This window comes from Pelagibacterium lentulum (assembly GCF_003992625.1).
In the GTDB taxonomy this organism is placed as follows: Bacteria; Pseudomonadota; Alphaproteobacteria; order Rhizobiales; family Devosiaceae; genus Pelagibacterium; species Pelagibacterium lentulum.
The window spans coordinates 31,782-50,789 of sequence record NZ_RZMW01000037.1; the positions used below are offsets into that span (position 1 = coordinate 31,782).

The following is a 19,008-nucleotide window of genomic DNA, read 5'->3' on the forward strand; positions in this document are numbered from 1 at the left end:
GGGGATTCGCAGGTGCAACCACAGATCGCGCATGTCCAGCCAATGTCCGGAGTGTCCCGATAGCTGGCATATCCAGCACACCGATCGAATCAACGGGCGGCTGCGCTGGAGCGCTCAAACCTTGAAGGCGGGACATGGTTTCCGCCGTTCTCCTGTATTTGCACGCCACACCACTACTACGACCGAAACTTGTTGAATCGGCACGTTTTGCGTCTCTTTTAGTCATCCCCATCCGGGGACCCACTCTCTCCTCCCCGGTGGAACGGGGACGAGATGGCAGGCATCGACCACAAACAGGCAAATGTGGACCGCGGCGCGCGCATGCTTCGGACGGCGCTTGGGCCTGCCATTTGGACCCTCCTGCAGGATCCGTCCGTCGTCGAGGTGATGCTGAACCCGGATGGCCGCATCTGGGTGGACCGGCTTTCCGCCGGGTTGGCCGATACGGGCGAGACGATGTCGCCGGCCGATGGCGAACGCATCGTGCGGCTGGTCGCGCATCACGTCGGTGTGGAAGTGCATGCCCGCAGCCCCCGCGTCTCGGCGGAATTGCCGGAAACCGGGGAGCGGTTCGAGGGGTTGTTGCCGCCGGTGGTGACCGCACCAGCCTTCGCCATTCGCAAGCCCGCCGTCGCGGTGTTCACGCTCGACGACTATGTCGCGGCAGGCATCATGACCGCGGACCAGGCGGCAACGCTGCGCCAAGCCGTCGCCACCCGCGCCAACATCCTTGTTGCCGGTGGCACGTCAACCGGCAAGACCACCCTCACCAACGCACTGCTCGCCGAGGTGGCAAAGACCTCCGATCGCGTCGTCATCATCGAGGACACGCGCGAGCTGCAATGTGCGGCGCCCAACCTCGTAGCCATGCGAACCAAGGACGGTGTCGCCACCTTGTCGGAACTGGTGCGGTCTTCGCTGCGCTTGCGCCCGGACCGCATCCCCATCGGTGAGGTGCGCGGGGCGGAAGCCCTCGACCTTCTGAAAGCCTGGGGCACAGGCCATCCGGGCGGCATCGGCACCATTCATGCCGGTTCCGGTATCGGAGCGCTGCGCCGCCTTGAACAACTCATCCAGGAAGCCGTCGTCACCGTTCCGCGCGCCATGATCGCGGAAACCATCGACCTCGTCGCCGTCCTTGCGGGGCGCGGATCCGCGCGCCGACTCACTGAGCTTGCCCGCGTCGAAGGGCTTGGCCCTGACGGCGATTACCGGATTTCCCCGACCTTTTCAGAACCCAACACCACTCACGATCAAGGAGACTCTGCATGATCCGTCGCGCCTTCCGTATCCGCCATCATGTGGCAACTGCCGCCGCATTCACCTGGGCGAGCCTGATGACCGCGCCCGCTCTCGCCTCCGGCTCCTCCATGCCCTGGGAAGCGCCACTTCAATCCATCCTCGAATCCGTCGAAGGGCCGGTGGCGAAGATCGTGGCAGTGATCATCATCATCGTCACCGGCCTGACGCTGGCCTTTGGCGATACCGGTGGTGGCTTCCGCCGTCTGATCCAGATCGTCTTCGGCATTTCCATCGCCTTCGCGGCCTCGTCCTTCTTCCTGTCCTTCTTCAGCTTCGGCGGCGGGGCGCTGATCTGATGGGTGTGAGTTTCGAGGCGCTCGACACTGTGCCGGGCTTCAGCGTCCCGGTCCATCGCGCTCTGACCGAGCCGATTCTGCTGGGTGGGGCACCGCGTTCCGTCGCCATCCTGAACGGCACGCTGGCCGGAGCCGTGGGCCTCGGGCTGCAGCTCTGGTTTGCCGGCGTCCTGATCTGGGGGGTCGGTCACCTCATAGCCGTCTGGGCTGCGAAACGCGATCCGCTCTTTGTCGAGGTCGCGCGCCAGCACTTGCGCGTGCCCGGTCATCTCTCGGTGTGAGGACGACACCCATGATGAATCTCACCGAATATCGCCGCACCGCCGCCCGCCTTGCCGATTATCTGCCATGGGCAGCGCTTGTCGGCGATGGCATCGTGCTCAACAAGGACGGTTCTTTCCAGCGTACAGCGAAGTTTCGCGGGCCGGATCTCGATTCCGCCGTCGCCGCCGAACTGGTCGCGGTCGCCGGGCGGCTGAACAACGCCTTCCGTCGCCTCGGCTCGGGCTGGGCCATCTTCGTCGAAGCGCAACGCAACCCATCCTCGGCCTATCCCGACAGCACGTTTCCCGATGCAGCCTCGGCACTGGTCGATGCGGAGCGCAAGGCCGATTTCGAGGGTGAGGCCGATCAGGGATCGTCCCTGGGGGACGACCGCCGGCCGAACGGCAGCCATTTCGTGTCCGGCTACTACCTGACCTTTCTGTGGCTCCCTCCGGCCGAGGACGCCGCACGCTCCGAATCCTGGCTTTACGAGGGGCGCGAGACCTCGGGCGTAAACCCCTGGGAACAGGTGCGCGGCTTTGCCGATCGCACCGACCGCGTTCTGGCGCTGTTCGACGGGTTCATGCCCGAGTGCCGATGGCTCGATGATGCCGAGACCCTGACCTATCTCCATTCGACAATCTCCACCAACCGGCATCGCGTCCGCGTGCCGGAGACACCCATCTATCTCGATGCGCTGCTGGCCGATCAGCCGCTGGCCGGGGGACTCGAGCCGCGCCTCGGCGATCAGCACCTTCGAGTGCTGACCATCACCGGCTTTCCGAGTGCGACGACGCCGGGTCTTCTCGACGAGATGAACCGCCTGCCGTTCCCGTATCGCTGGAGCACGCGCGCCATTCTCATGGACAAGACAGACGCGACGCGGTTGCTGACCAAAATCAGGCGGCAATGGTTCGCCAAGCGCAAGTCGATTGCCGCCATCCTCAAAGAGGTGATGACCAACGAGCAATCCGCGCTGGTGGACACCGATGCCGCAAACAAGGCAGCCGACGCCGACATGGCCTTGCAGGAACTCGGCGCCGATGTCGCGAGCATGGCCTATGTCACGGCAACCGTCACCGTCTGGGATGAAGATGCCCGCCGCGCAGCCGAGAAGCTGCGGCTGGTCGAGAAGATCGTGCAGGGACGCGACTTCACGGCCATGCCTGAGTCCGTCAATGCCGTCGATGCCTGGCTCGGTTCGCTGCCCGGACATGCCTACGCCAATGTCCGACAGCCGCCCATCAGCACTTTGAATCTCGCCCACATGATCCCCCTCTCTGCCGTGTGGGCGGGGCCGGAACGTGACGATCACTTCGGTGCACCCCCGCTGCTCTATGGCAGGACCGAAGGATCGACCCCGTTCCGGTTTTCTCTTCATGTTGGCGATGTGGGCCACACGCTTGTCGTCGGCCCCACCGGCGCGGGCAAATCGGTGCTGCTTGCGCTCATGGCCTTGCAGTTCCGGCGCTATGAGCGTTCGCAGGTCTTCGCCTTCGATTTCGGCGGCTCGATCCGCGCCGCTTCGCTCGCCATGGGCGGTGACTGGCATGATCTGGGTGGCGAGCGGGCCGATACAGCGGAGGCTTCAGTCTCGCTGCAACCGCTGGCCCGCATCGTTGATGTCGCCGAGCGCGCCTGGGCCGCGGACTGGATCGTCGCGATCCTTATGCGCGAAAACATCCAGATCACGCCTGAGGTGAAGGAACATCTCTGGACGGCGCTGACTTCGCTTGCCTCCGCGCCTGTCGAGGAAAGGACGATCACCGGCCTCGCCGTGCTGCTCCAGTCCAACGACCTGAAGCAAGCCCTTCGGCCCTACTGCGTCGGCGGGGCCTATGGCCGGCTGCTCGACGCCGAAAGCGAACAACTCGGCTCGGCGGACGTCCTAGCTTTCGAGATCGAGGGGCTGGTCGGTACGGGCGCGGCCCCGGCCGTGCTCTCCTATCTGTTCCATCGCATCGGCGACCGGCTCGACGGCCGCCCGACGCTCCTCATCATCGACGAGGGTTGGCTGGCGCTGGACGACGAAGGGTTCGCCGGTCAGCTCCGCGAGTGGCTGAAGACGCTCAGGAAGAAGAACGCCTCCGTCGTCTTCGCCACGCAGTCGCTCAGCGACATCGACGGCAGCAATATTGCGCCCGCCATCATCGAGAGCTGCCCGACGCGGCTGTTGCTCCCGAACGAGCGCGCCGTCGAACCGCAGATCACGGCCATCTATCGCCGCTTCGGTCTCAACGACCGGCAGATCGAGATCCTGGCGCGGGCAACGCCCAAGCGGGACTATTACTGCCAGTCCCGGCGCGGCAATCGCCTGTTCGAGCTGGGGCTGTCCGAAGTCGGTCTCGCCCTCTGCGCAGCCTCCTCCAAATCCGATCAGACAGACATCGCGCGCATCCATGCCGAGCATGGAAGCGACGGCTTCCTTGCGGCGTGGTTGCGCCATCGCGGTGTTGCATGGGCCGCCGACCTGATCCCCGACCTAACCAATCTCGCGACCGAAAGCGAGGACCTCTCGCCCGTCACCCTCAATGACGACGCGCCCGAATTCACCCTGGAAGAAGAGGAGATTACCCCATGACGCGCACAATGCCCCGGCTCACCCGCATGGCCAGCGCCTCGGCACTGGCTCTCGCGCTCGCCGCACCGCTGGCCCTGGCGCCTGTGCTCTCTACACCGGCCCATGCCTTCTTCGGCTTCGGCCGCATTGTCTATGATCCGACCAACCACGCGGAAAACCTGCTGACAGCGGCTCGATCCCTGGAGCAGATCAACAACCAGATCGCCTCACTCCAGAACGAAGCGCAGATGCTGATCAACCAGGCCCGCAATCTGGCGAGCCTGCCCCATTCCTCGCTCCAGCAGCTCCAACTGAACGTCCAGCGGACCCAGCAGCTTCTCGGGCAGGCCCAGAACATCGCTTTCGATGTGCAGAATATCGACCGGATGTTCCAGCAGGACTACGGCAACCTGTCCCTGACCGGGACCGATGCCCAGATGATCGCCGATGCGCGCTCGCGCTGGGAAAATACCGTCGGGGGCTTGCAGGATGCGATGCGCGTCCAGGCCGGCGTCGTCGGCAATATCGACACCAACCGCACTGAGATGTCGGCGCTTGTCGGCCAGAGCCAGAACGCCGTTGGCGCGCTGCAAGCCACGCAGGCCGGCAACCAGCTTCTCGCCCTTCAGTCGCAGCAGCTGTCCGACCTGATCGCGGTTATCTCGGCCAATGGCCGGGCGGAAGCCTTGCTGGAGGCGGAGCGCGCCGCGGCTGCCGAACAGGGGCGCATCCAGCGTGAACGCTTCCTGACGCCGGGGTCGGGCTACCAGCCCGGCAACGCGCAGATGTTCAACTGAGGCCGGGAGGGAAGACCATGGACGGGAAGGTGCTGGCCCGGATCGGGGCGATCGTGTTTGTCGCGATTGCGATCACAGTGACGGTGATCGAGATAACCCGCGAAGATATTCCTGCGCCGGTCAGCACCGCTCCCTCGCTTCAGCCTCCGGCCGATCCATTGCGTGCAACGCTCCGCCACTGCCAGCAACTTGGCGAGGCCGCGGCCAGCGATGCCGACTGCCTTGCCGCCTGGGCCGAAAGCCGCGATCGCTTCCTCGGCCGGACACCGGCACCTGCCGCTCCGAACGGAGGGCAGTGAGCCATGGGCGGAACGGGGGTCATCGACAACTTTCTGGGCATATTCACCAGCTACATCGATAGCGGCTTCGGCCTGCTCGGCGGTGAGGTGGCGTTTATCGCGACCACGCTGATCGTGATCGACGTCACCTTGGCCGCCTTGTTCTGGGCCTGGGGTGCCGATGACGACATCATCGCCCGGCTGGTGAAGAAGACGCTCTTCGTCGGCGTCTTCGCTTACATCATCTCCAACTGGAACAGCCTCGCACAGATCGTCTTCGACAGCTTTGCCGGCCTCGGGCTGATGGCGTCCGGCACCGGCTTTTCGGCTGCCGATCTCATGCGCCCTGGCCATGTGGCGCAGACCGGTCTCGACGCCGGCCGCCCGATGCTCGACTCGATCTCTGACCTGATGGGCTGGATCGCCTTTTTCGAGAACTTCATCCAGATCGCCTGTCTGTTCTTTGCCTGGGTGCTGGTCATCCTTGCCTTCTTCATCTTGGCCGTGCAGCTTTTCGTCACGCTGATCGAGTTCAAGCTGACCACGCTGGCGGGCTTCGTGCTCATTCCGTTCGGCCTTTTCGGCAAGACCGCCTTCATGGCGGAAAGGGTCCTGGGGAACGTCATTTCCTCCGGCATCAAGGTGCTGGTCCTCGCCGTCATCATCGGCATCGGCTCAACACTCTTTTCGCAGTTCACTGCCGGCTTCGGCGGCGCGACCCCGACCATCGACGACGCCATGGCGATCGTGCTGGCGGCTCTCTCCCTTCTCGGCCTCGGCATCTTCGGCCCCGGCATCGCCACCGGCCTCGTCTCCGGTGGCCCGCAACTCAGCGCCGGCGCCGCTGTCGGTACGGGCCTTGCTGTTGGCGGAGCGGCAGTCGCCGCTGGAGGCGCGACCATGCTCGCAGCAAAGGGCGGCGCTGCCGCACTCTCGGGCGGTGCCGCTCTCGCGCGTGGCGGGGCCTTTGCCGCCGGCGCTGCCTCTTCGGCCTACACCCTTGGCTCCATGGACCAGTCCGGCGCGGCCGGTGCCCCTTCCGGTCTTGGCGGTGTTGCCCGTGCCGGTGCGGCCGCGACCGCCTCGCCGCTCAAGCGTGCCGCCTCCCGTGCCGCCGATAGCCTGAAATCCAGCTACGCCAATGGCATCAAGGGCGGATTTGAAGCCTCCGGCGGTCGCTCCTCGATGGGCACGGTCGGCGGAAGCGCAACCCCCATGCCCTCCAATTCCCCCTCCGAAAACGATGGTCCACCGGCCTGGGCGCAGCGCATGCAGCGCTCCCAAGCCCTCAATCACGGCACCACCATGGCCGCCCACGCTGTCCGTTCCGGCGACAGCCATGGTGGTGGTTCCTCCGTCAGCCTTTCTGAAAGTGACCGCTCATGAACCTCTTTAGACGACCCGCAACCCATTACGGCAAGACGCCGGAACCCGAGACGCCCTATCAGAAGGCCGCGCAAATCTGGGATGAGCGCATCGGTTCTGCCCGCGTGCAGGCACGGAACTGGCGTTACATGGCCTTCGGATCGCTGATCCTGTCGGCCGGGTTTGCTGCCGCCCTTGTCTGGCAATCGGCGCGTGGCACTGTCGTGCCCTGGGTGGTGCAGGTCGACAATCTCGGCGAGGCACAGACGGTTGCGCCGGCCGTGGCCGATTATCGCCCGACCGATCCGCAGATCGCCTTCCATCTCGGCCGCTTCGTCGAGCAGGTCCGCGCGATCCCGGCCGATGCGATCATCGTGCGCCAGAACTGGCTGCGCGCTTATGAGTTCACCACGGATCGCGGCGCGGCGGCGCTCAACGATTATGTCCGCACCAATGATCCCTTCACCCGCGTCGGCCGCCAGCAAGTGGCGGTCGAGGTCTCATCTGTCATCCGGGCATCGCCGGATTCCTTCCGTATCGCCTGGACCGAGCGCCATTATGAGAACGGCCAGCTCTCCACCACCGAGCGCTGGACCGCGATCCTGACCATCGTCATCCAGACCCCGCGCAACGCCGAGCGCCTGCGCGCCAACCCCCTTGGAATCTATGTCAACGCGATCTCCTGGTCGCGGGAGATGAGCCAATGACCCGTGCGATCTTTCGTAAAGCCGCGTTTCCGGCTTTCCGTAGACCCGTCTTGTCAGATTTCCGCAAACTCGGCCTTCCGGCTTTGCTGTTGTCAGCAACCATGCTCGCAGGCTGCGCGACGAACCGGGTTCCGCAATTCAGCTACGACGACTCTGTGCCGCCATTGCCGGCCCCGCCAGTGGCTTCGATCCAGGATAGCCCCCGGCTGCTGCACACGCCCCCGGCCTGGACCGTGGCGCGCGGCGGCGACGCGGCCGGCACACCGACCGCCCGCATCGAAAACGCCAATGCCGCGGCCCGCGTCGAACCGCGCCGTGAGGGCTATTACAATGCCATCCAGATCTATCCCTGGTCGGAAGGCGCGCTCTACCAAGTCTATGCCGCGCCCGGGCAGATCACCAATATCGCGCTGGAGCCGGGCGAGAGCCTGACCGGCGCGGGGCCGATCGCGGCAGGCGATACCGCCCGCTGGATCATCGGCGATACCGAGAGCGGATCTGGCGCGAACGCCCGCGTCCATATCCTCGTCAAACCGACCCGGCCAGACATCACGACCAACCTCGTCGTTACCACCGATCGCCGCCTCTACATGATGGAACTGCATGCCCGGGAGGAGCCGTACATGCCTGCCGTTGCCTGGGCCTATCCCACACCACCTGCCAGCCAGCGCCAGATGGCTCCGGCCGCGCCTGTCATCCCGGCACCTTCGGCCCGCAATCATCGCTACGGATTGCAGGTGCAAGGCGATAGCCCGCCATGGCGCCCGATCTCCGTCTTCGACGATGGCCGCCGTGTCTATGTCGTCTTCCCGGCCGGGATCGTGCAGGGCGAGATGCCGCCTCTGTTCGTCCTAGGCTCGGACGGCGAGCCGCAGATCGTCAATAGCCGCATCCATCAGAACGTCCTGATCGTGGATCGCCTGTTCGGCGCGGCCGAACTGCGTCTCGGCAGTGGCAATCGTCAGCAGGTGGTGAGGATCGTCCGTATCGAACCTAGCCAGGCGGAAAGCCAGCCGGCCAGTTCACCCACGGGAGGATCGTCCTCATGAACGAGACCGATACCGCCGCGCCCATGCGACTGCGCGCCGAGCCGCCCCGTGTCACCCGCCTGTCCCGCAAGATGCTGGCAGGCGTGGGTGCGGTGGCACTTCTCGGCATCGGCGGCGCGCTGATCTACGCTCTCCAGACCCGCGAAGCGGGACCGGGAGGCGGCGAACTCTATTCGACCGAAAACCGGCCCACGGCGGACGGCCTGTCCGGCCTGCCGCGCGACTATACCGGCCCCGTCCTGGGGCCGGCGCTGCCCGGCGATCTCGGCCGTCCGATTGTCAGCGCCCAGGAGCGTGGACAGCCGGTCGCACCACCCGCCATCGCAACGCCTGCTGTCGATCCCGAAGAGGAACGCCGCCGTGCCGAGGAAGAAGCGGCTCGTTTGAGCAACGTGTTTTTCCAGACCGGGCCGCGTCCCCAGACAGCCGCTGCCGGTCCCAATATGCCTGGCCTATCTGCCCTCGACCTTGCGGGGCAGACCGGCCAACAGGATCGGCACACTGCTTTCCTCAACGGCCCGGTGGACCGGCAGACTGTGGCGCCTGACCGCGTCATGTCCCCGCCATCCCCCTACATCCTTCAGGCCGGGAGTGTGATCCCGGCCGCGCTCATCACTGGCATCCGTTCCGACCTTCCGGGCCAGATCACGGCGCAAGTGACGGAGAACGTCTATGACAGCCCGACCGGCTCGCTGCTCCTGATCCCGCAGGGCACGCGCATCATCGGCCAATATGATGACGGCGTGACCTTTGGCCAGCGACGCGTCCTGCTCGTCTGGAACCGCCTCCTCCTGCCAGGTGGCCGTTCCATCGTCCTGGAGCGCCTGCCGGGCGCGGATGCGTCGGGCTATGCCGGGCTCGAGGATGGCGTCGATTATCACTGGTGGGATCTGATGAAGGCCGCCGGCCTCTCGACCCTGCTTGCGGTCGGCGCGGAACTGGCCACCAGCGACGAGGACCGCCTGATCCGCGCCATCCGCGACGGGGCCCAGGACACCATCAACCAGGCCGGCCAGCAGATCGTCCAGCGTCAGTTGCAGGTTGCGCCGACGCTCACCATCCGTCCCGGCTTCCCGGTCAGGATCATTGTGACGAGAGATTTGGTGCTCGAAACGACAGGAGGTTGACTATGATAAGCTGGCGCAACCGTCGGCAGCTGACCTAGCCTCGTATCTGGCATCGTTCCGCATGACCAACATCGGGTTCACAGCCTCTCTAAGGAGGGTCTCGAAAGCCTGCCGCCAAGCAATGCTGTCTCACGAGCCGGAGTAACCTGGCTTTGATCACGCATAGAACGCAGGCGGATTTATCACGACATATCAATATTTTACATCCGTTATGCGAAACTAGATCTGAGGCAGCGTCAGTCCAGCAGACGGATACGATTTCGTTCTCGCACCCCAGATTTTATAAAATAGTGATAAATTGACAATAATATTGACATGGACCGTGGACGGCCTGTAGCATTGCGTATGTGTTGAATTGAGCAACTCGTCGGGAGACATCGTGCCGTCACCAATTTCCGTATCTGATACCGAGTTCCTGTTGTCGGCCTATGAGCGGGTGTATCGTATTCGCCAGTTCGAGCAGACCGCATTCGATCTCAGTACGAGCAAGGAGCCGAGTATCGTCGGCTCGGTGCACCTTTGTGCTGGCCAGGAGGCGGTGCCTATTGGTGCCTTGGCTGCGCTGGACGAGCAGGACCGGGTTATTGCCACCTATCGCGGTCACGGATGGGCCTTGGAATGCGGCGTGTCCGCTGAGAGCCTGCTCGCTGAGCTTTGCCACAAGGCGGCAGGAGTAAACGGCGGCCGAAGTGGTTCTGCCTTGGTGACCGCTCCCAATGAGCGTTTTCTTGGAGAAAATTCTATAGTCGGCGCTGGTGGGCCCATTGCCTGCGGCGCTGCCATGGCGGCCGTGCTTGAGGGGGCAAATCGGGTTGTCGCCGTCACCTTTGGCGATGGCGCCACGAGTCAGGGGGCGCTCCACGAAGCTTTCGTGTTCGCAGTCAGCCGCAAACTACCGGTGATCTTCGTCTGCGAGAACAACGGTTGGTCGGAAATGACACCGATCTCGCGCATAACGAAACTCGACCGCCTCGCGAAGAGGGCTGCGGGATATGGCATTCAAGGCGTGACAATCAATGGCATTGATCCAATAGCAGTCCGGGAGACATTCGGACTCGCTCGCGAGCGCGCAGTGACCGGCGAAGGACCGGTATTCATCGAGTGCCGTGTTCCTCGCCTATGGGGGCATTACAATCGGGACATCGAGCACTACCGGCCGAAACAAGAACGCCAGGAGGCGCAGACCCGCGACCCACTCTTGTGGCTTGAGCAGCAGCTTTGCGAAAGAGCAATAAGTAGCGCGGTTGAGCTTGAACTAATGCGTCAGCGGATCGATCAGGAGTGGGCTGCTGTCGTCGAAAAGGTGCTAGCTCTGCCAGCGCCGGACCCGGAAACGGCCAAGCTTCACGTTACCGGTTCTCATCGTCCCATACCAAAAAAAGTCGCAGAAGAGACGACAGCAGAAGTCAAGGATCTTACCTACATTCAAGCCGTAAACGAAGCTCTGAAGGCAGAGTTGGCGTCAAATCCAGACGTGGTTGTATATGGTGAGGACGTCGGTCATGCCGGCGGGATCTTTGGGGCTACTCGCTATCTTCAGCGAGAATTCGGCGAAGAGCGCGTCTTCGATACGCCGATTGCTGAGGCGGCCATCCTCGGATCGGCGGTGGGGGCAGCGCTCGAAGGGAAACGCCCCGTTGTCGAGATCATGTGGGCTGATTTTCTGCTCGTTGCGCTCGATCAGATCATAAACCAGGCTGCCAACATCCGGTACCTGACACAAGGGCACCGAGCAGTCCCGCTGGTGGTGCGCGTTCAGCAAGGCGCGACCCCAGGCTCGACGGCCCAGCACTCCCAGTGTCTGGAAGCGATGCTGAGCCATATTCCAGGCCTGCGGGTCGGTCTGCCGGCAACGCCGCAGGATGCGTACAGCATGCTGCGCGCGGCAGTCGCTGATGACGATCCGGTTATCATCATTGAGTCTCGCGCGCTGTACCAGGTCCCCGCAAGCGTCACGTTGGCCCAATCAGCGGAGCCGGCATTTGGTGCCACGCTGAGGCGAGGCGGTCAGGACGTCGCCTTGGTCGGCTGGAGCACCGTTGTGCCGCTGCTTGAGCAGGCTGCGGCAGATCTTGAAGAGATCGGCATATCGGCGGCCGTGCTCGATCTGCGCTGGCTTGCGCCGCTGGACTGGGAGACCCTTTGCGGCACCGTCAGCACTTGCGGCGGCCGGGTGGTGGTAGTGCACGAGGCAAACCACACGGGAGGGTTCGGTGCCGAAGTTGTTGCCGGATTGATGGAGCGTCTCCCTCCTGGCTCGGTCCGCTTTTCCCGGATCGCTGCTCCGGACGTCCGTATCCCGGCTTCTCCCGTCCTTCAAGCAGCCCTTCTTCCGAGCCGCCGGAAGATCTTTGATGCCGCAACCAGCCTCTTTCGCGCCAATGCAACACAGATGGAGAAGGAAAGCGCCTGATGAGTGACGCTCAACAACCTGCCACTCGCGCACGCATCAATTCTGTGGCGCGCGCAATGAACATTCTGACCGCCATTGCGCGCAGTGAAACTGGCCTCAGTGTCCGGGAGATCGCGGAAACAATCGGCATCGAGCGGCAGACCGCCTATCATCTCGTCCATACGCTAGCCGACATGGGCTTCATCGGACGCGATGAAAGGCGCAACTACCGCTTGGGATTGAAGACCGGTGTCCTGGCCGAGGCTTTTCAGCGCCAATTCTCCGCGCCCGATCATTTACGCCCGCTTGTGCGTTCGTTGGCGGCGACTACCGGCGAGACCTGCTATGCCGTTGGCTGGTGGCAAGGCGAGATTGTTACGCTCGACGTGGCACGCGGTACCAACGCTGTCCGTGCCGCTGAAGTGCCGCACGGACAATACGAGCATGCGCATGCACGCGCGGCTGGAAAGGTATTGCTGGCTTTCGCCCCCGGACTCCGTGCCCGCGAGTACCTTGCCGGCAAACCTCTCGCCGCGCTCACGCCCAACACCCTGACGGACCTCGGAGCGCTCCAGAGCGAGTTCGAGACCATCCGCACAAATGGTTTCGCCATCGACAACGAGGAATTTGCGCTGGGCGTGTGCTGCATGGCGGTGCCATTGGAGGCTGGCACCGCACCTTTCGCGATCGCTCTATCTGCGCCTGCCGAGCGGTTCCGCGAATGCGAACACGAGTACCTCGAAGCACTTAACGCGCTTGTCGAACAGTGATCGCGCGGACGGAGATTGTAAATATGACAGTTCGCTTTTTCAATTGCGATACGGTGGCCGCGCCATTTGGCAATTACAGCCATGCCGTGATCGTGCCGCCAGGCGCCTCCACCGTCCATTTGGCCGGGCAGGTTGGTGTCCGCGCCGATGGCTCCATCCCGCACGATGCAGGAGAGCAGACCCGGATCATCTTCGAGAACATGTCGAAGGTTCTCGAACAGGCCCGCTTTACATTCGCGAATATCATCAAGATGAACTACTTCGTCGTCGATGAAGCGGACCTGACGGCCATTCGCGCTGCCCGTGATTCTTTCATTCAGCCGCCCTATCCAGCGGCGTCGCTTGTTCTCGTGAAGGCGTTGGGCCGTTCGGAATGGCGCGTCGAGATCGAATGCATTGCGGCTGGTGTGGAGCAGCCGCAATGAGAAACTCTTTGGACCTTCTTGACCGACACGCACACTTTCATCCGCAGACCGACCCGAAAGTTCTCGAGCGCGATGGCCCGATCGTTTTCGAGCGGGGAAACGGCGTGACGGTCACCGACAGTTCGGGCCGCAGCTACATCGAAGGAATGGCCAGCCTCTGGTGCGCGGCGCTCGGGTTCACCAACCCGCGGTTGGCCCAGACGGCCCACGACCAAATGCTGACGCTTGCCAGCTACCATACGTTTAACAGACGCGCCAATCCGCCCGCGATCGAGCTGGCTGAAAAGCTGCTGTCGATCGCGCCGATGTCGGACGGAAAGGTCTCCTTCTGCAATTCGGGATCGGAAGCCGTCGACACGATGATCAAACTCTCCTGGCTATACCAGAGCGCGCGCGGGCGGTCCCGAAAGCGGAAGATCATCAGCCGACACAATGCCTATCACGGCAGCACCGTAATGGGAGCGACTCTGAGTGGCCTGCCGCATGTACGTGGCGCAATGGCTGTCGAAGACAATGATGTGGTGATTTTCGCTGCAGCGCCTTACCACTACCGCCAAGCACAGAAGGACGAAACGCCGGAGACCTTCGCGGCTCGCATGCTGAGCGAGCTTGATGCGTTGATCCAGCGCGAGGGGCCAGAGAACATTGCTGCAATGATCGTCGAGCCGGTTATGGGCGCCGGCGGTGTGATCATTCCTCCTGAAGGTTACTACCGCAACGTAGAGGCGCTGTTGCGCCGGCATGACATCCTGCTCCTGAGTGACGAGGTTATCTGCGGTTTCGGTCGCACCGGCCACTGGTTTGGCTGCCAAACGTTCGGCTTCAGGCCGGACATGATGAGCGTGGCAAAGGGTCTTTCCTCCGGTTATCAGCCGATCGGCGCAACTCTAATGAGCCGTGAAATCTATCAAGCCGTGTCAGAGGAAGCCGGGCGGCTTGGCGTCTTTGGCCATGGTTTTACGTATGCCGGCCACCCGGTAACAAGCGCTGTCGCCTTGGAAACGCTGCGCATCTACGACGAAATTGATCTGATAGGGCGCGTGCGGTCCCTCTCCAAGGCCTTTCTTGCGCATCTGCATTCCTTCTCCGACCACGCACTTATCGGGGAAACGCGCGGTATCGGCATGATCGGCGCCTTGGAACTGGTTGCTGATAAGGTATCGCGGGCGCCATTCCCGCCCAGCAGACGTGTCGGCGCACGCCTGATCGAGCTTGCTATGGAGCGGGGGATCATCTTGCGCAACCTCGGCGACGTTATCGCGATCTGCCCGCCGCTTGTAATCGAGGAGGCGGAGATCGCCGCCTTGTTCTCCCGCCTCTCCGACGCACTCGCCGATCTGCAAAACGAGCTTCTCGCTTCCACTTCTATTGACCGGGAGGTTTCCGCGTGAATTCCGACATTCTTGAGTGCGACGCCACAGAGCAGGCCAGATTAATCGCCGACGGCGAAATCTCGGCAGGCGAGTTGATCGAGGCCAGCATCTCACGGATCGAATCGTATGACGGGCGAATCAACGCTGTCACGCAGCGTTTTTTCGACGAGGCGCGTAAGAACGCGGATGGCAGCTTGGTAGATGGTCCGTTCCGGGGCGTTCCCTTCCTTGTGAAGGACTTCTATTGCCATATGAAAGGCACGCCGACGACAGGTAGCGCGCGCCTCCTGGAAGACAACGTCATCGATCACGATAGCGAATTGATGCGCCGCTATCGACAGGCGGGCTTTGTGACCCTTGGCAAGACGAACGTGCCGGAAATGGTCTCAGTGGGAACAACAGAGCCGGCTTGGCGAGGCGCGACGCGCAATCCCTGGAATTTCGATCATACGCCGGGTGGTTCGAGCGGAGGCGCAGCTGCCGCGGTAGCCGCGCAATATGTGGCTGCCGCCCATGCCAATGACGGAGCCGGATCAATCCGTATTCCTGCGTCCTGCTGCGGTCTCTTCGGTCTCAAGCCGTCACGGGGGCGGGTCACCCTTGGTCCGGATGTCGGCGAATCCATCGGCGGAATTACTGCGGAGCATGTTGTCACCCGGAGCGTGCGTGACAGCGCTGCAATTCTCGACGCGACATGCGGTCCTATGGTCGGCGATCCCTATGTCGCTCCTCCTCCCCCGCGACCCTTTTTGGAATCGGTACGCAACCCTCAAGCGGGGTTGCGGATTGCCGTTTCCTCAGGCGCTCCGGATGGAACGAACGTCGCGGCCGAATGCGTAGCTGCTGTCGAGGAGGCGGCGAACCTTTGCCGGTCGCTTGGACACCACGTCGAGGAGATCACCTCGCCCATCGACGGCCCTGGGTTTCGCGCCGCCTTAAGCGACTTTTGGCCGATGACGGTGACCCGCGGCCTGGTCGCGCTTGCGGAGCAGCGCGGCACCAATCCCGATGTTCTGGTTCGAGACCTTGAGCCTTTCAACCAGTATCTCTTCTCCAAAGGCATAACCCGGCGAGCCGTCGATTACATCCAGGATCTTGTCCGGTTCCAGGGCATGGCGCGCGTCTTCGGACATTTCTTCGAAAAATACGACATCTGGCTATCTCCTACGCTGCCGTTTGCCCCTCCCAAGCTCGGGTATTTCGATGCTGGCATCCTGGGTGGCGAAGAGTCGTGGCAGCGGGTTCTCGATTCTTTTGCCTTCACAGCTCCAGCGAACGTGACCGGATTGCCTTCGGCGAGTGTCCCGATGAGTTGGACCGGCGACAACCTGCCGATTGGTGTTCAGTTGACGGCGCGGCTCAACGATGAGGCCAGCCTCTTCAATCTCGCGGGGCAGATGGAGATCGCGAAACCGTGGAGCGGAAGGCGCCCGGAGCTTTAACAAGAATTTCTAGCGACTGGAGGAGGAAACCATGGACAGTCAAATTAATCGTCGGAATTTCTTCAAAGGCTCTGCTCTGCTTGCGGGCAGCGCCGGTCTATTGGTTGGCGCGAACGGTACTGCATACGCGAGCGGTGAGCCGATCCCCATTGGTCAGGCCGCGCCGCTGACAGACTTTGCGGCCGCGGATGGTGTCGAGTTCCGGAACGGGCTCCTCCTCGCATGCGAGGAGATCAATGCCTTGGGCGGCGTGCTGGGCCGCCCCTTGGAGCCCTACTTTGAAGACACCAAGCAGATGGGGGATGCCACCAACGTTCAGGCCGTACAGCGACTGATCGATCGGTATGGCGTACACGCCGTCATAAATGGCTACAACCTCGGTTCCGGCTCTGCCGTTCAGGACGTTATTGCAGATGCGGGGATCATCTATATGCACAACGATACTTCGCGTGGACACGGGGTGCTCGTCGAGTCGGATCCCCAACGCTATTTCGGGTCGTTTCAGACCGATCCATCTGAAACTTGGTATGGCACCGGTCTTCTCAAGTTCCTCAAGAGTGTTGAGGACGATCGTTCCTTTAGCCGTCCCAACAACAAAATGGCGATAATTCTGTCGGCTGGAACATACGCGTCCAACATAGCCAATACTGTCCGCGACGGTGCCGCGGATTTTGGTTGGGAAATTAGCCTGTACGAGACGGTTAATGTGCCCACCTCCGAGTGGGGACCTACTCTCGCGAAGATCCGACAAGACCCGCCCGCCGTAATCGTTGTCACCCACTACTTCCCGGCGGACTTGGCACAGTTCATGGTTCAATTCATGAACAATCCGACCCCGAGTCTCGTCTATATGCAGTACGGACCTTCGGTGAAATCTTTCCGGGATATTGCTGGACAGGCCGCGAACGGAGTCTTGTTTTCTACGGTAATTGGTGCGCTCCAGGATGAAATGGGGCTAGAGTTTGAACGGCGCTACAAGGAGCGTTTCGGCGCAAATGCCGGACACAACTCGGGAATGCAGTCGTACAACGGCGCTTGGATCTGGGCGATTGCTGCGGCGCTTGCCGGCGGTTCCGGCGAGCCTGGAAATGATGATCAGAATCGAAAAGTGGCTGATCGCATCCGTTCCCTCATCTTCAGAGGGGTGGGCGGCGCAACACGTTTTGTTCCCGGCATCCAGGAAGCCTATGCGTATCCAGGTGGGGTTGATGATCCTTCACTTGGAATGCCACATCAATTCCTGCAAATACAGGACTATACTGGGGAACCCGACCTTATTGCCCCTTGGCCTTACGGGAAAGCGGCATTCAAGCTGCCACCCTGGATGAACGGTTGAGTTCGGGCGATGTCTGCCGAAATCTCGCCCCCTCTGCTGTCGTGTAGAAACGTCACAAAACGGTTTGGTTCGCTGGTTGCCATCGACGATTTGAGCTTCGATCTACCAGCCGGGGAAATCCTTGGCATCGGCGGCCCGAACGGCGCTGGAAAGACGACTCTATTCGAGGTGATCTCAGGACATAATACCGCCTCGAGCGGTCAGATCCTACTCGAAGGACGGGATGTGACACGCTGTTCGCCCGTGGAGATGTGCCATGCGGGCATGGCACGGGTTTTCCAGCTGAACACGGGCTTCGATAGCCTCAGTGTCCGCGACAACGTGCGCGTGGCGGCCTATTACGGCCGCCGCAACCGCATTGTCCCGGGTATCAGCATGGAGCCCGCGGTGGAAGAAGCGGTCGACGCAGCACTGCGCAACGTTGGGCTGATAGGACGCGACGATTGTCTGACGGCAACCCTGCCCGTGCTGGATCGTAAGCTCCTTATGCTCGCAAGCGCGTTAGCAATGAATCCAAAGCTGCTTCTTCTCGATGAGCCGGTTGGCGGGCTCACCCATAGAGAAATCGACGATGTGGCTGAAGTTGTCAGAAAAATCGCCGCCACGGGCGTGACGGTCCTTTTGATCGAACATGTGATGCGATTTCTTGTTCAGCTGTCCACGCGCGTATTGATCCTGCATCACGGCCGGAAGCTCTACGAAGGCTCTGCTGCTGGACTTGCTAGTGATCCCGATGTCGTGGAGGTCTATTTGGGCAAGGGTGCCGGCGAACATGTTGCGGCGTTGACCGCCAGGGATGAGCAACATGTCCGTTGAACTTTCGATTCAAAACCTCACTGCCGGCTATGGCGCGCAGATCGTTCTCCGCAATCTTTCATTGGATGTGGAGAGCGGAACACTTACTGCACTCATCGGACCGAACGGGCATGGCAAGTCCACGCTGCTGCGCGCAATATCCGGTCTCGTTACAATTGCAGCTGGGCAGATACTTCTCGCTGGTACCCGAATCGATCGTTATCGACCGGACGCGATCGTTGCCCGTGGGATCGTTCATGTCCCGCAGGGAGATCTCCTCTTCCCAGATATGACCGTTCTGGAAAACCTACGCATGGGCAGTTATCTGCCCGCTGCCGCGCGGCTGGAAAGGCAGCGGCTGGAAGAGGTTTTTACTTTGCTACCCAAGCTGCGCGACCGGCAGCAGCAGACAGCCAGCACGTTGTCTGGGGGGGAACGGCGGATGGTTGGCATCGGACGGGGCCTCATGACATCGGGGCGAATACTGATGCTGGATGAACCCTCGCTAGGGTTAGCTCCAATCATCATCGATCAGATCTACGAAGTTGTCGACACGCTGCGCCGTTCCGGGCGAACCGTGATCCTGGTCGAAGAAAATGCAGTGCGTGCAGCGGATATCGCCGACGAGATTCATCTTCTGGACCATGGCGGCATAGCATGGGGCGGAACAGGCGCGGAATTGTCCGGGCGGCCGGAACTACTTGAAACCTATCTTGGAGCTTAGGGCGGC

Annotated in this window: 18 protein-coding genes; all 18 read left to right on the forward strand. The window is 62.2% G+C overall.

Annotated elements, in window-relative coordinates; all coding sequences use genetic code 11:
* The first annotated feature begins 273 nt into the window (after positions 1-273).
* Positions 274-1,272: a P-type conjugative transfer ATPase TrbB gene (gene trbB, locus EO133_RS10860; protein WP_127072668.1), complete on the forward strand. Its 999-nt coding sequence runs from the start codon at positions 274-276 to the stop codon at positions 1,270-1,272.
* Positions 1,269-1,598, forward strand: a complete 330-nt coding sequence (locus tag EO133_RS10865; protein ID WP_127072669.1) for a TrbC/VirB2 family type IV secretion system protein — start codon at positions 1,269-1,271, stop codon at positions 1,596-1,598. Before trbB ends, EO133_RS10865 begins: the two co-directional genes overlap by 4 nt.
* Entirely contained in the window at positions 1,598-1,879 is a 282-nt protein-coding gene (locus EO133_RS10870) for a VirB3 family type IV secretion system protein (protein WP_127072670.1), read from the forward strand. The genes EO133_RS10865 and EO133_RS10870 overlap by 1 nt, the downstream gene beginning before the upstream one ends.
* An 11-nt stretch (positions 1,880-1,890) precedes the next feature.
* Complete coding sequence (trbE, locus tag EO133_RS10875; RefSeq protein ID WP_127072671.1) at positions 1,891-4,443, forward strand: conjugal transfer protein TrbE; 2,553 nt, start codon at positions 1,891-1,893, stop codon at positions 4,441-4,443.
* The gene (gene trbJ, locus EO133_RS10880) at positions 4,440-5,219 is read left to right on the forward strand and encodes a P-type conjugative transfer protein TrbJ (protein WP_127072672.1); all 780 of its coding nucleotides are present in this window, start codon (positions 4,440-4,442) and stop codon (positions 5,217-5,219) included. The genes trbE and trbJ overlap by 4 nt, the downstream gene beginning before the upstream one ends.
* A gap of 17 nt (positions 5,220-5,236) precedes the next feature.
* On the forward strand, positions 5,237-5,518 hold the full coding sequence (gene trbK-alt / locus EO133_RS10885) for a putative entry exclusion protein TrbK-alt (RefSeq protein WP_127072673.1): 282 nt from the start codon (positions 5,237-5,239) through the stop codon (positions 5,516-5,518).
* A gap of 3 nt (positions 5,519-5,521) precedes the next feature.
* Positions 5,522-6,883: a P-type conjugative transfer protein TrbL gene (gene trbL, locus EO133_RS10890; protein WP_127072674.1), complete on the forward strand. Its 1,362-nt coding sequence runs from the start codon at positions 5,522-5,524 to the stop codon at positions 6,881-6,883.
* Complete coding sequence (trbF, locus tag EO133_RS10895; RefSeq protein WP_127072675.1) at positions 6,880-7,569, forward strand: conjugal transfer protein TrbF; 690 nt, start codon at positions 6,880-6,882, stop codon at positions 7,567-7,569. Before trbL ends, trbF begins: the two co-directional genes overlap by 4 nt.
* Positions 7,566-8,618, forward strand: coding sequence for a P-type conjugative transfer protein TrbG (gene trbG / locus EO133_RS10900; protein WP_127072676.1), 1,053 nt, complete (start codon positions 7,566-7,568; stop codon positions 8,616-8,618). Before trbF ends, trbG begins: the two co-directional genes overlap by 4 nt.
* Positions 8,615-9,745, forward strand: a complete 1,131-nt coding sequence (locus EO133_RS10905; RefSeq protein ID WP_127072677.1) for a TraB/TrbI/VirB10 family type IV secretion system protein — start codon at positions 8,615-8,617, stop codon at positions 9,743-9,745. The genes trbG and EO133_RS10905 overlap by 4 nt, the downstream gene beginning before the upstream one ends.
* Before the next feature lie 379 nt (positions 9,746-10,124).
* Positions 10,125-12,158: an alpha-ketoacid dehydrogenase subunit alpha/beta gene (locus tag EO133_RS10910; protein WP_206513505.1), complete on the forward strand. Its 2,034-nt coding sequence runs from the start codon at positions 10,125-10,127 to the stop codon at positions 12,156-12,158.
* Positions 12,158-12,907: an IclR family transcriptional regulator gene (locus tag EO133_RS10915; RefSeq protein WP_127072678.1), complete on the forward strand. Its 750-nt coding sequence runs from the start codon at positions 12,158-12,160 to the stop codon at positions 12,905-12,907. Before EO133_RS10910 ends, EO133_RS10915 begins: the two co-directional genes overlap by 1 nt.
* Before the next feature lie 23 nt (positions 12,908-12,930).
* Entirely contained in the window at positions 12,931-13,332 is a 402-nt protein-coding gene (locus tag EO133_RS10920) for a RidA family protein (protein WP_127072679.1), read from the forward strand.
* Complete coding sequence (locus EO133_RS10925) at positions 13,329-14,723, forward strand: aminotransferase (RefSeq protein ID WP_127072680.1); 1,395 nt, start codon at positions 13,329-13,331, stop codon at positions 14,721-14,723. Before EO133_RS10920 ends, EO133_RS10925 begins: the two co-directional genes overlap by 4 nt.
* A 74-nt stretch (positions 14,724-14,797) precedes the next feature.
* Positions 14,798-16,147 (forward strand): amidase, encoded by a 1,350-nt coding sequence (locus EO133_RS10930; protein WP_248298004.1) that lies wholly within the window; start codon positions 14,798-14,800, stop codon positions 16,145-16,147.
* Positions 16,148-16,178: 31 nt separating this feature from the next.
* A complete protein-coding gene (locus EO133_RS10935) occupies positions 16,179-17,483 on the forward strand; it encodes an ABC transporter substrate-binding protein (protein ID WP_127072682.1) in 1,305 nt (434 codons plus the stop codon).
* A 9-nt stretch (positions 17,484-17,492) separates the two neighbouring features.
* On the forward strand, positions 17,493-18,299 hold the full coding sequence (locus EO133_RS10940; RefSeq protein ID WP_127072683.1) for an ABC transporter ATP-binding protein: 807 nt from the start codon (positions 17,493-17,495) through the stop codon (positions 18,297-18,299).
* Positions 18,289-19,002, forward strand: coding sequence for an ABC transporter ATP-binding protein (locus tag EO133_RS10945; RefSeq protein WP_127072684.1), 714 nt, complete (start codon positions 18,289-18,291; stop codon positions 19,000-19,002). The genes EO133_RS10940 and EO133_RS10945 overlap by 11 nt, the downstream gene beginning before the upstream one ends.
* Positions 19,003-19,008 lie beyond the last annotated feature (6 nt).

Excerpts from the sequence above, each read along its gene's own strand:
- trbE (WP_127072671.1), top strand. The coding sequence starts at position 1,891 with ATGATGAATCTCACCGAATATCGCCGCACCGCCGCCCGCCTTGCCGAT.
- trbG (WP_127072676.1), top strand. The coding sequence starts at position 7,566 with ATGACCCGTGCGATCTTTCGTAAAGCCGCGTTTCCGGCTTTCCGTAGA.
- EO133_RS10905 (WP_127072677.1), top strand. The coding sequence starts at position 8,615 with ATGAACGAGACCGATACCGCCGCGCCCATGCGACTGCGCGCCGAGCCG.
- EO133_RS10865 (WP_127072669.1), top strand. The coding sequence starts at position 1,269 with ATGATCCGTCGCGCCTTCCGTATCCGCCATCATGTGGCAACTGCCGCC.
- EO133_RS10940 (WP_127072683.1), top strand. The coding sequence starts at position 17,493 with ATGTCTGCCGAAATCTCGCCCCCTCTGCTGTCGTGTAGAAACGTCACA.
- EO133_RS10920 (WP_127072679.1), top strand. The coding sequence starts at position 12,931 with ATGACAGTTCGCTTTTTCAATTGCGATACGGTGGCCGCGCCATTTGGC.
- trbJ (WP_127072672.1), top strand. The coding sequence starts at position 4,440 with ATGACGCGCACAATGCCCCGGCTCACCCGCATGGCCAGCGCCTCGGCA.
- trbB (WP_127072668.1), top strand. The coding sequence starts at position 274 with ATGGCAGGCATCGACCACAAACAGGCAAATGTGGACCGCGGCGCGCGC.
- EO133_RS10935 (WP_127072682.1), top strand. The coding sequence starts at position 16,179 with ATGGACAGTCAAATTAATCGTCGGAATTTCTTCAAAGGCTCTGCTCTG.
- trbL (WP_127072674.1), top strand. The coding sequence starts at position 5,522 with ATGGGCGGAACGGGGGTCATCGACAACTTTCTGGGCATATTCACCAGC.
- EO133_RS10870 (WP_127072670.1), top strand. The coding sequence starts at position 1,598 with ATGGGTGTGAGTTTCGAGGCGCTCGACACTGTGCCGGGCTTCAGCGTC.
- trbF (WP_127072675.1), top strand. The coding sequence starts at position 6,880 with ATGAACCTCTTTAGACGACCCGCAACCCATTACGGCAAGACGCCGGAA.
- trbK-alt (WP_127072673.1), top strand. The coding sequence starts at position 5,237 with ATGGACGGGAAGGTGCTGGCCCGGATCGGGGCGATCGTGTTTGTCGCG.
- EO133_RS10925 (WP_127072680.1), top strand. The coding sequence starts at position 13,329 with ATGAGAAACTCTTTGGACCTTCTTGACCGACACGCACACTTTCATCCG.
- EO133_RS10945 (WP_127072684.1), top strand. The coding sequence starts at position 18,289 with ATGTCCGTTGAACTTTCGATTCAAAACCTCACTGCCGGCTATGGCGCG.
- EO133_RS10915 (WP_127072678.1), top strand. The coding sequence starts at position 12,158 with ATGAGTGACGCTCAACAACCTGCCACTCGCGCACGCATCAATTCTGTG.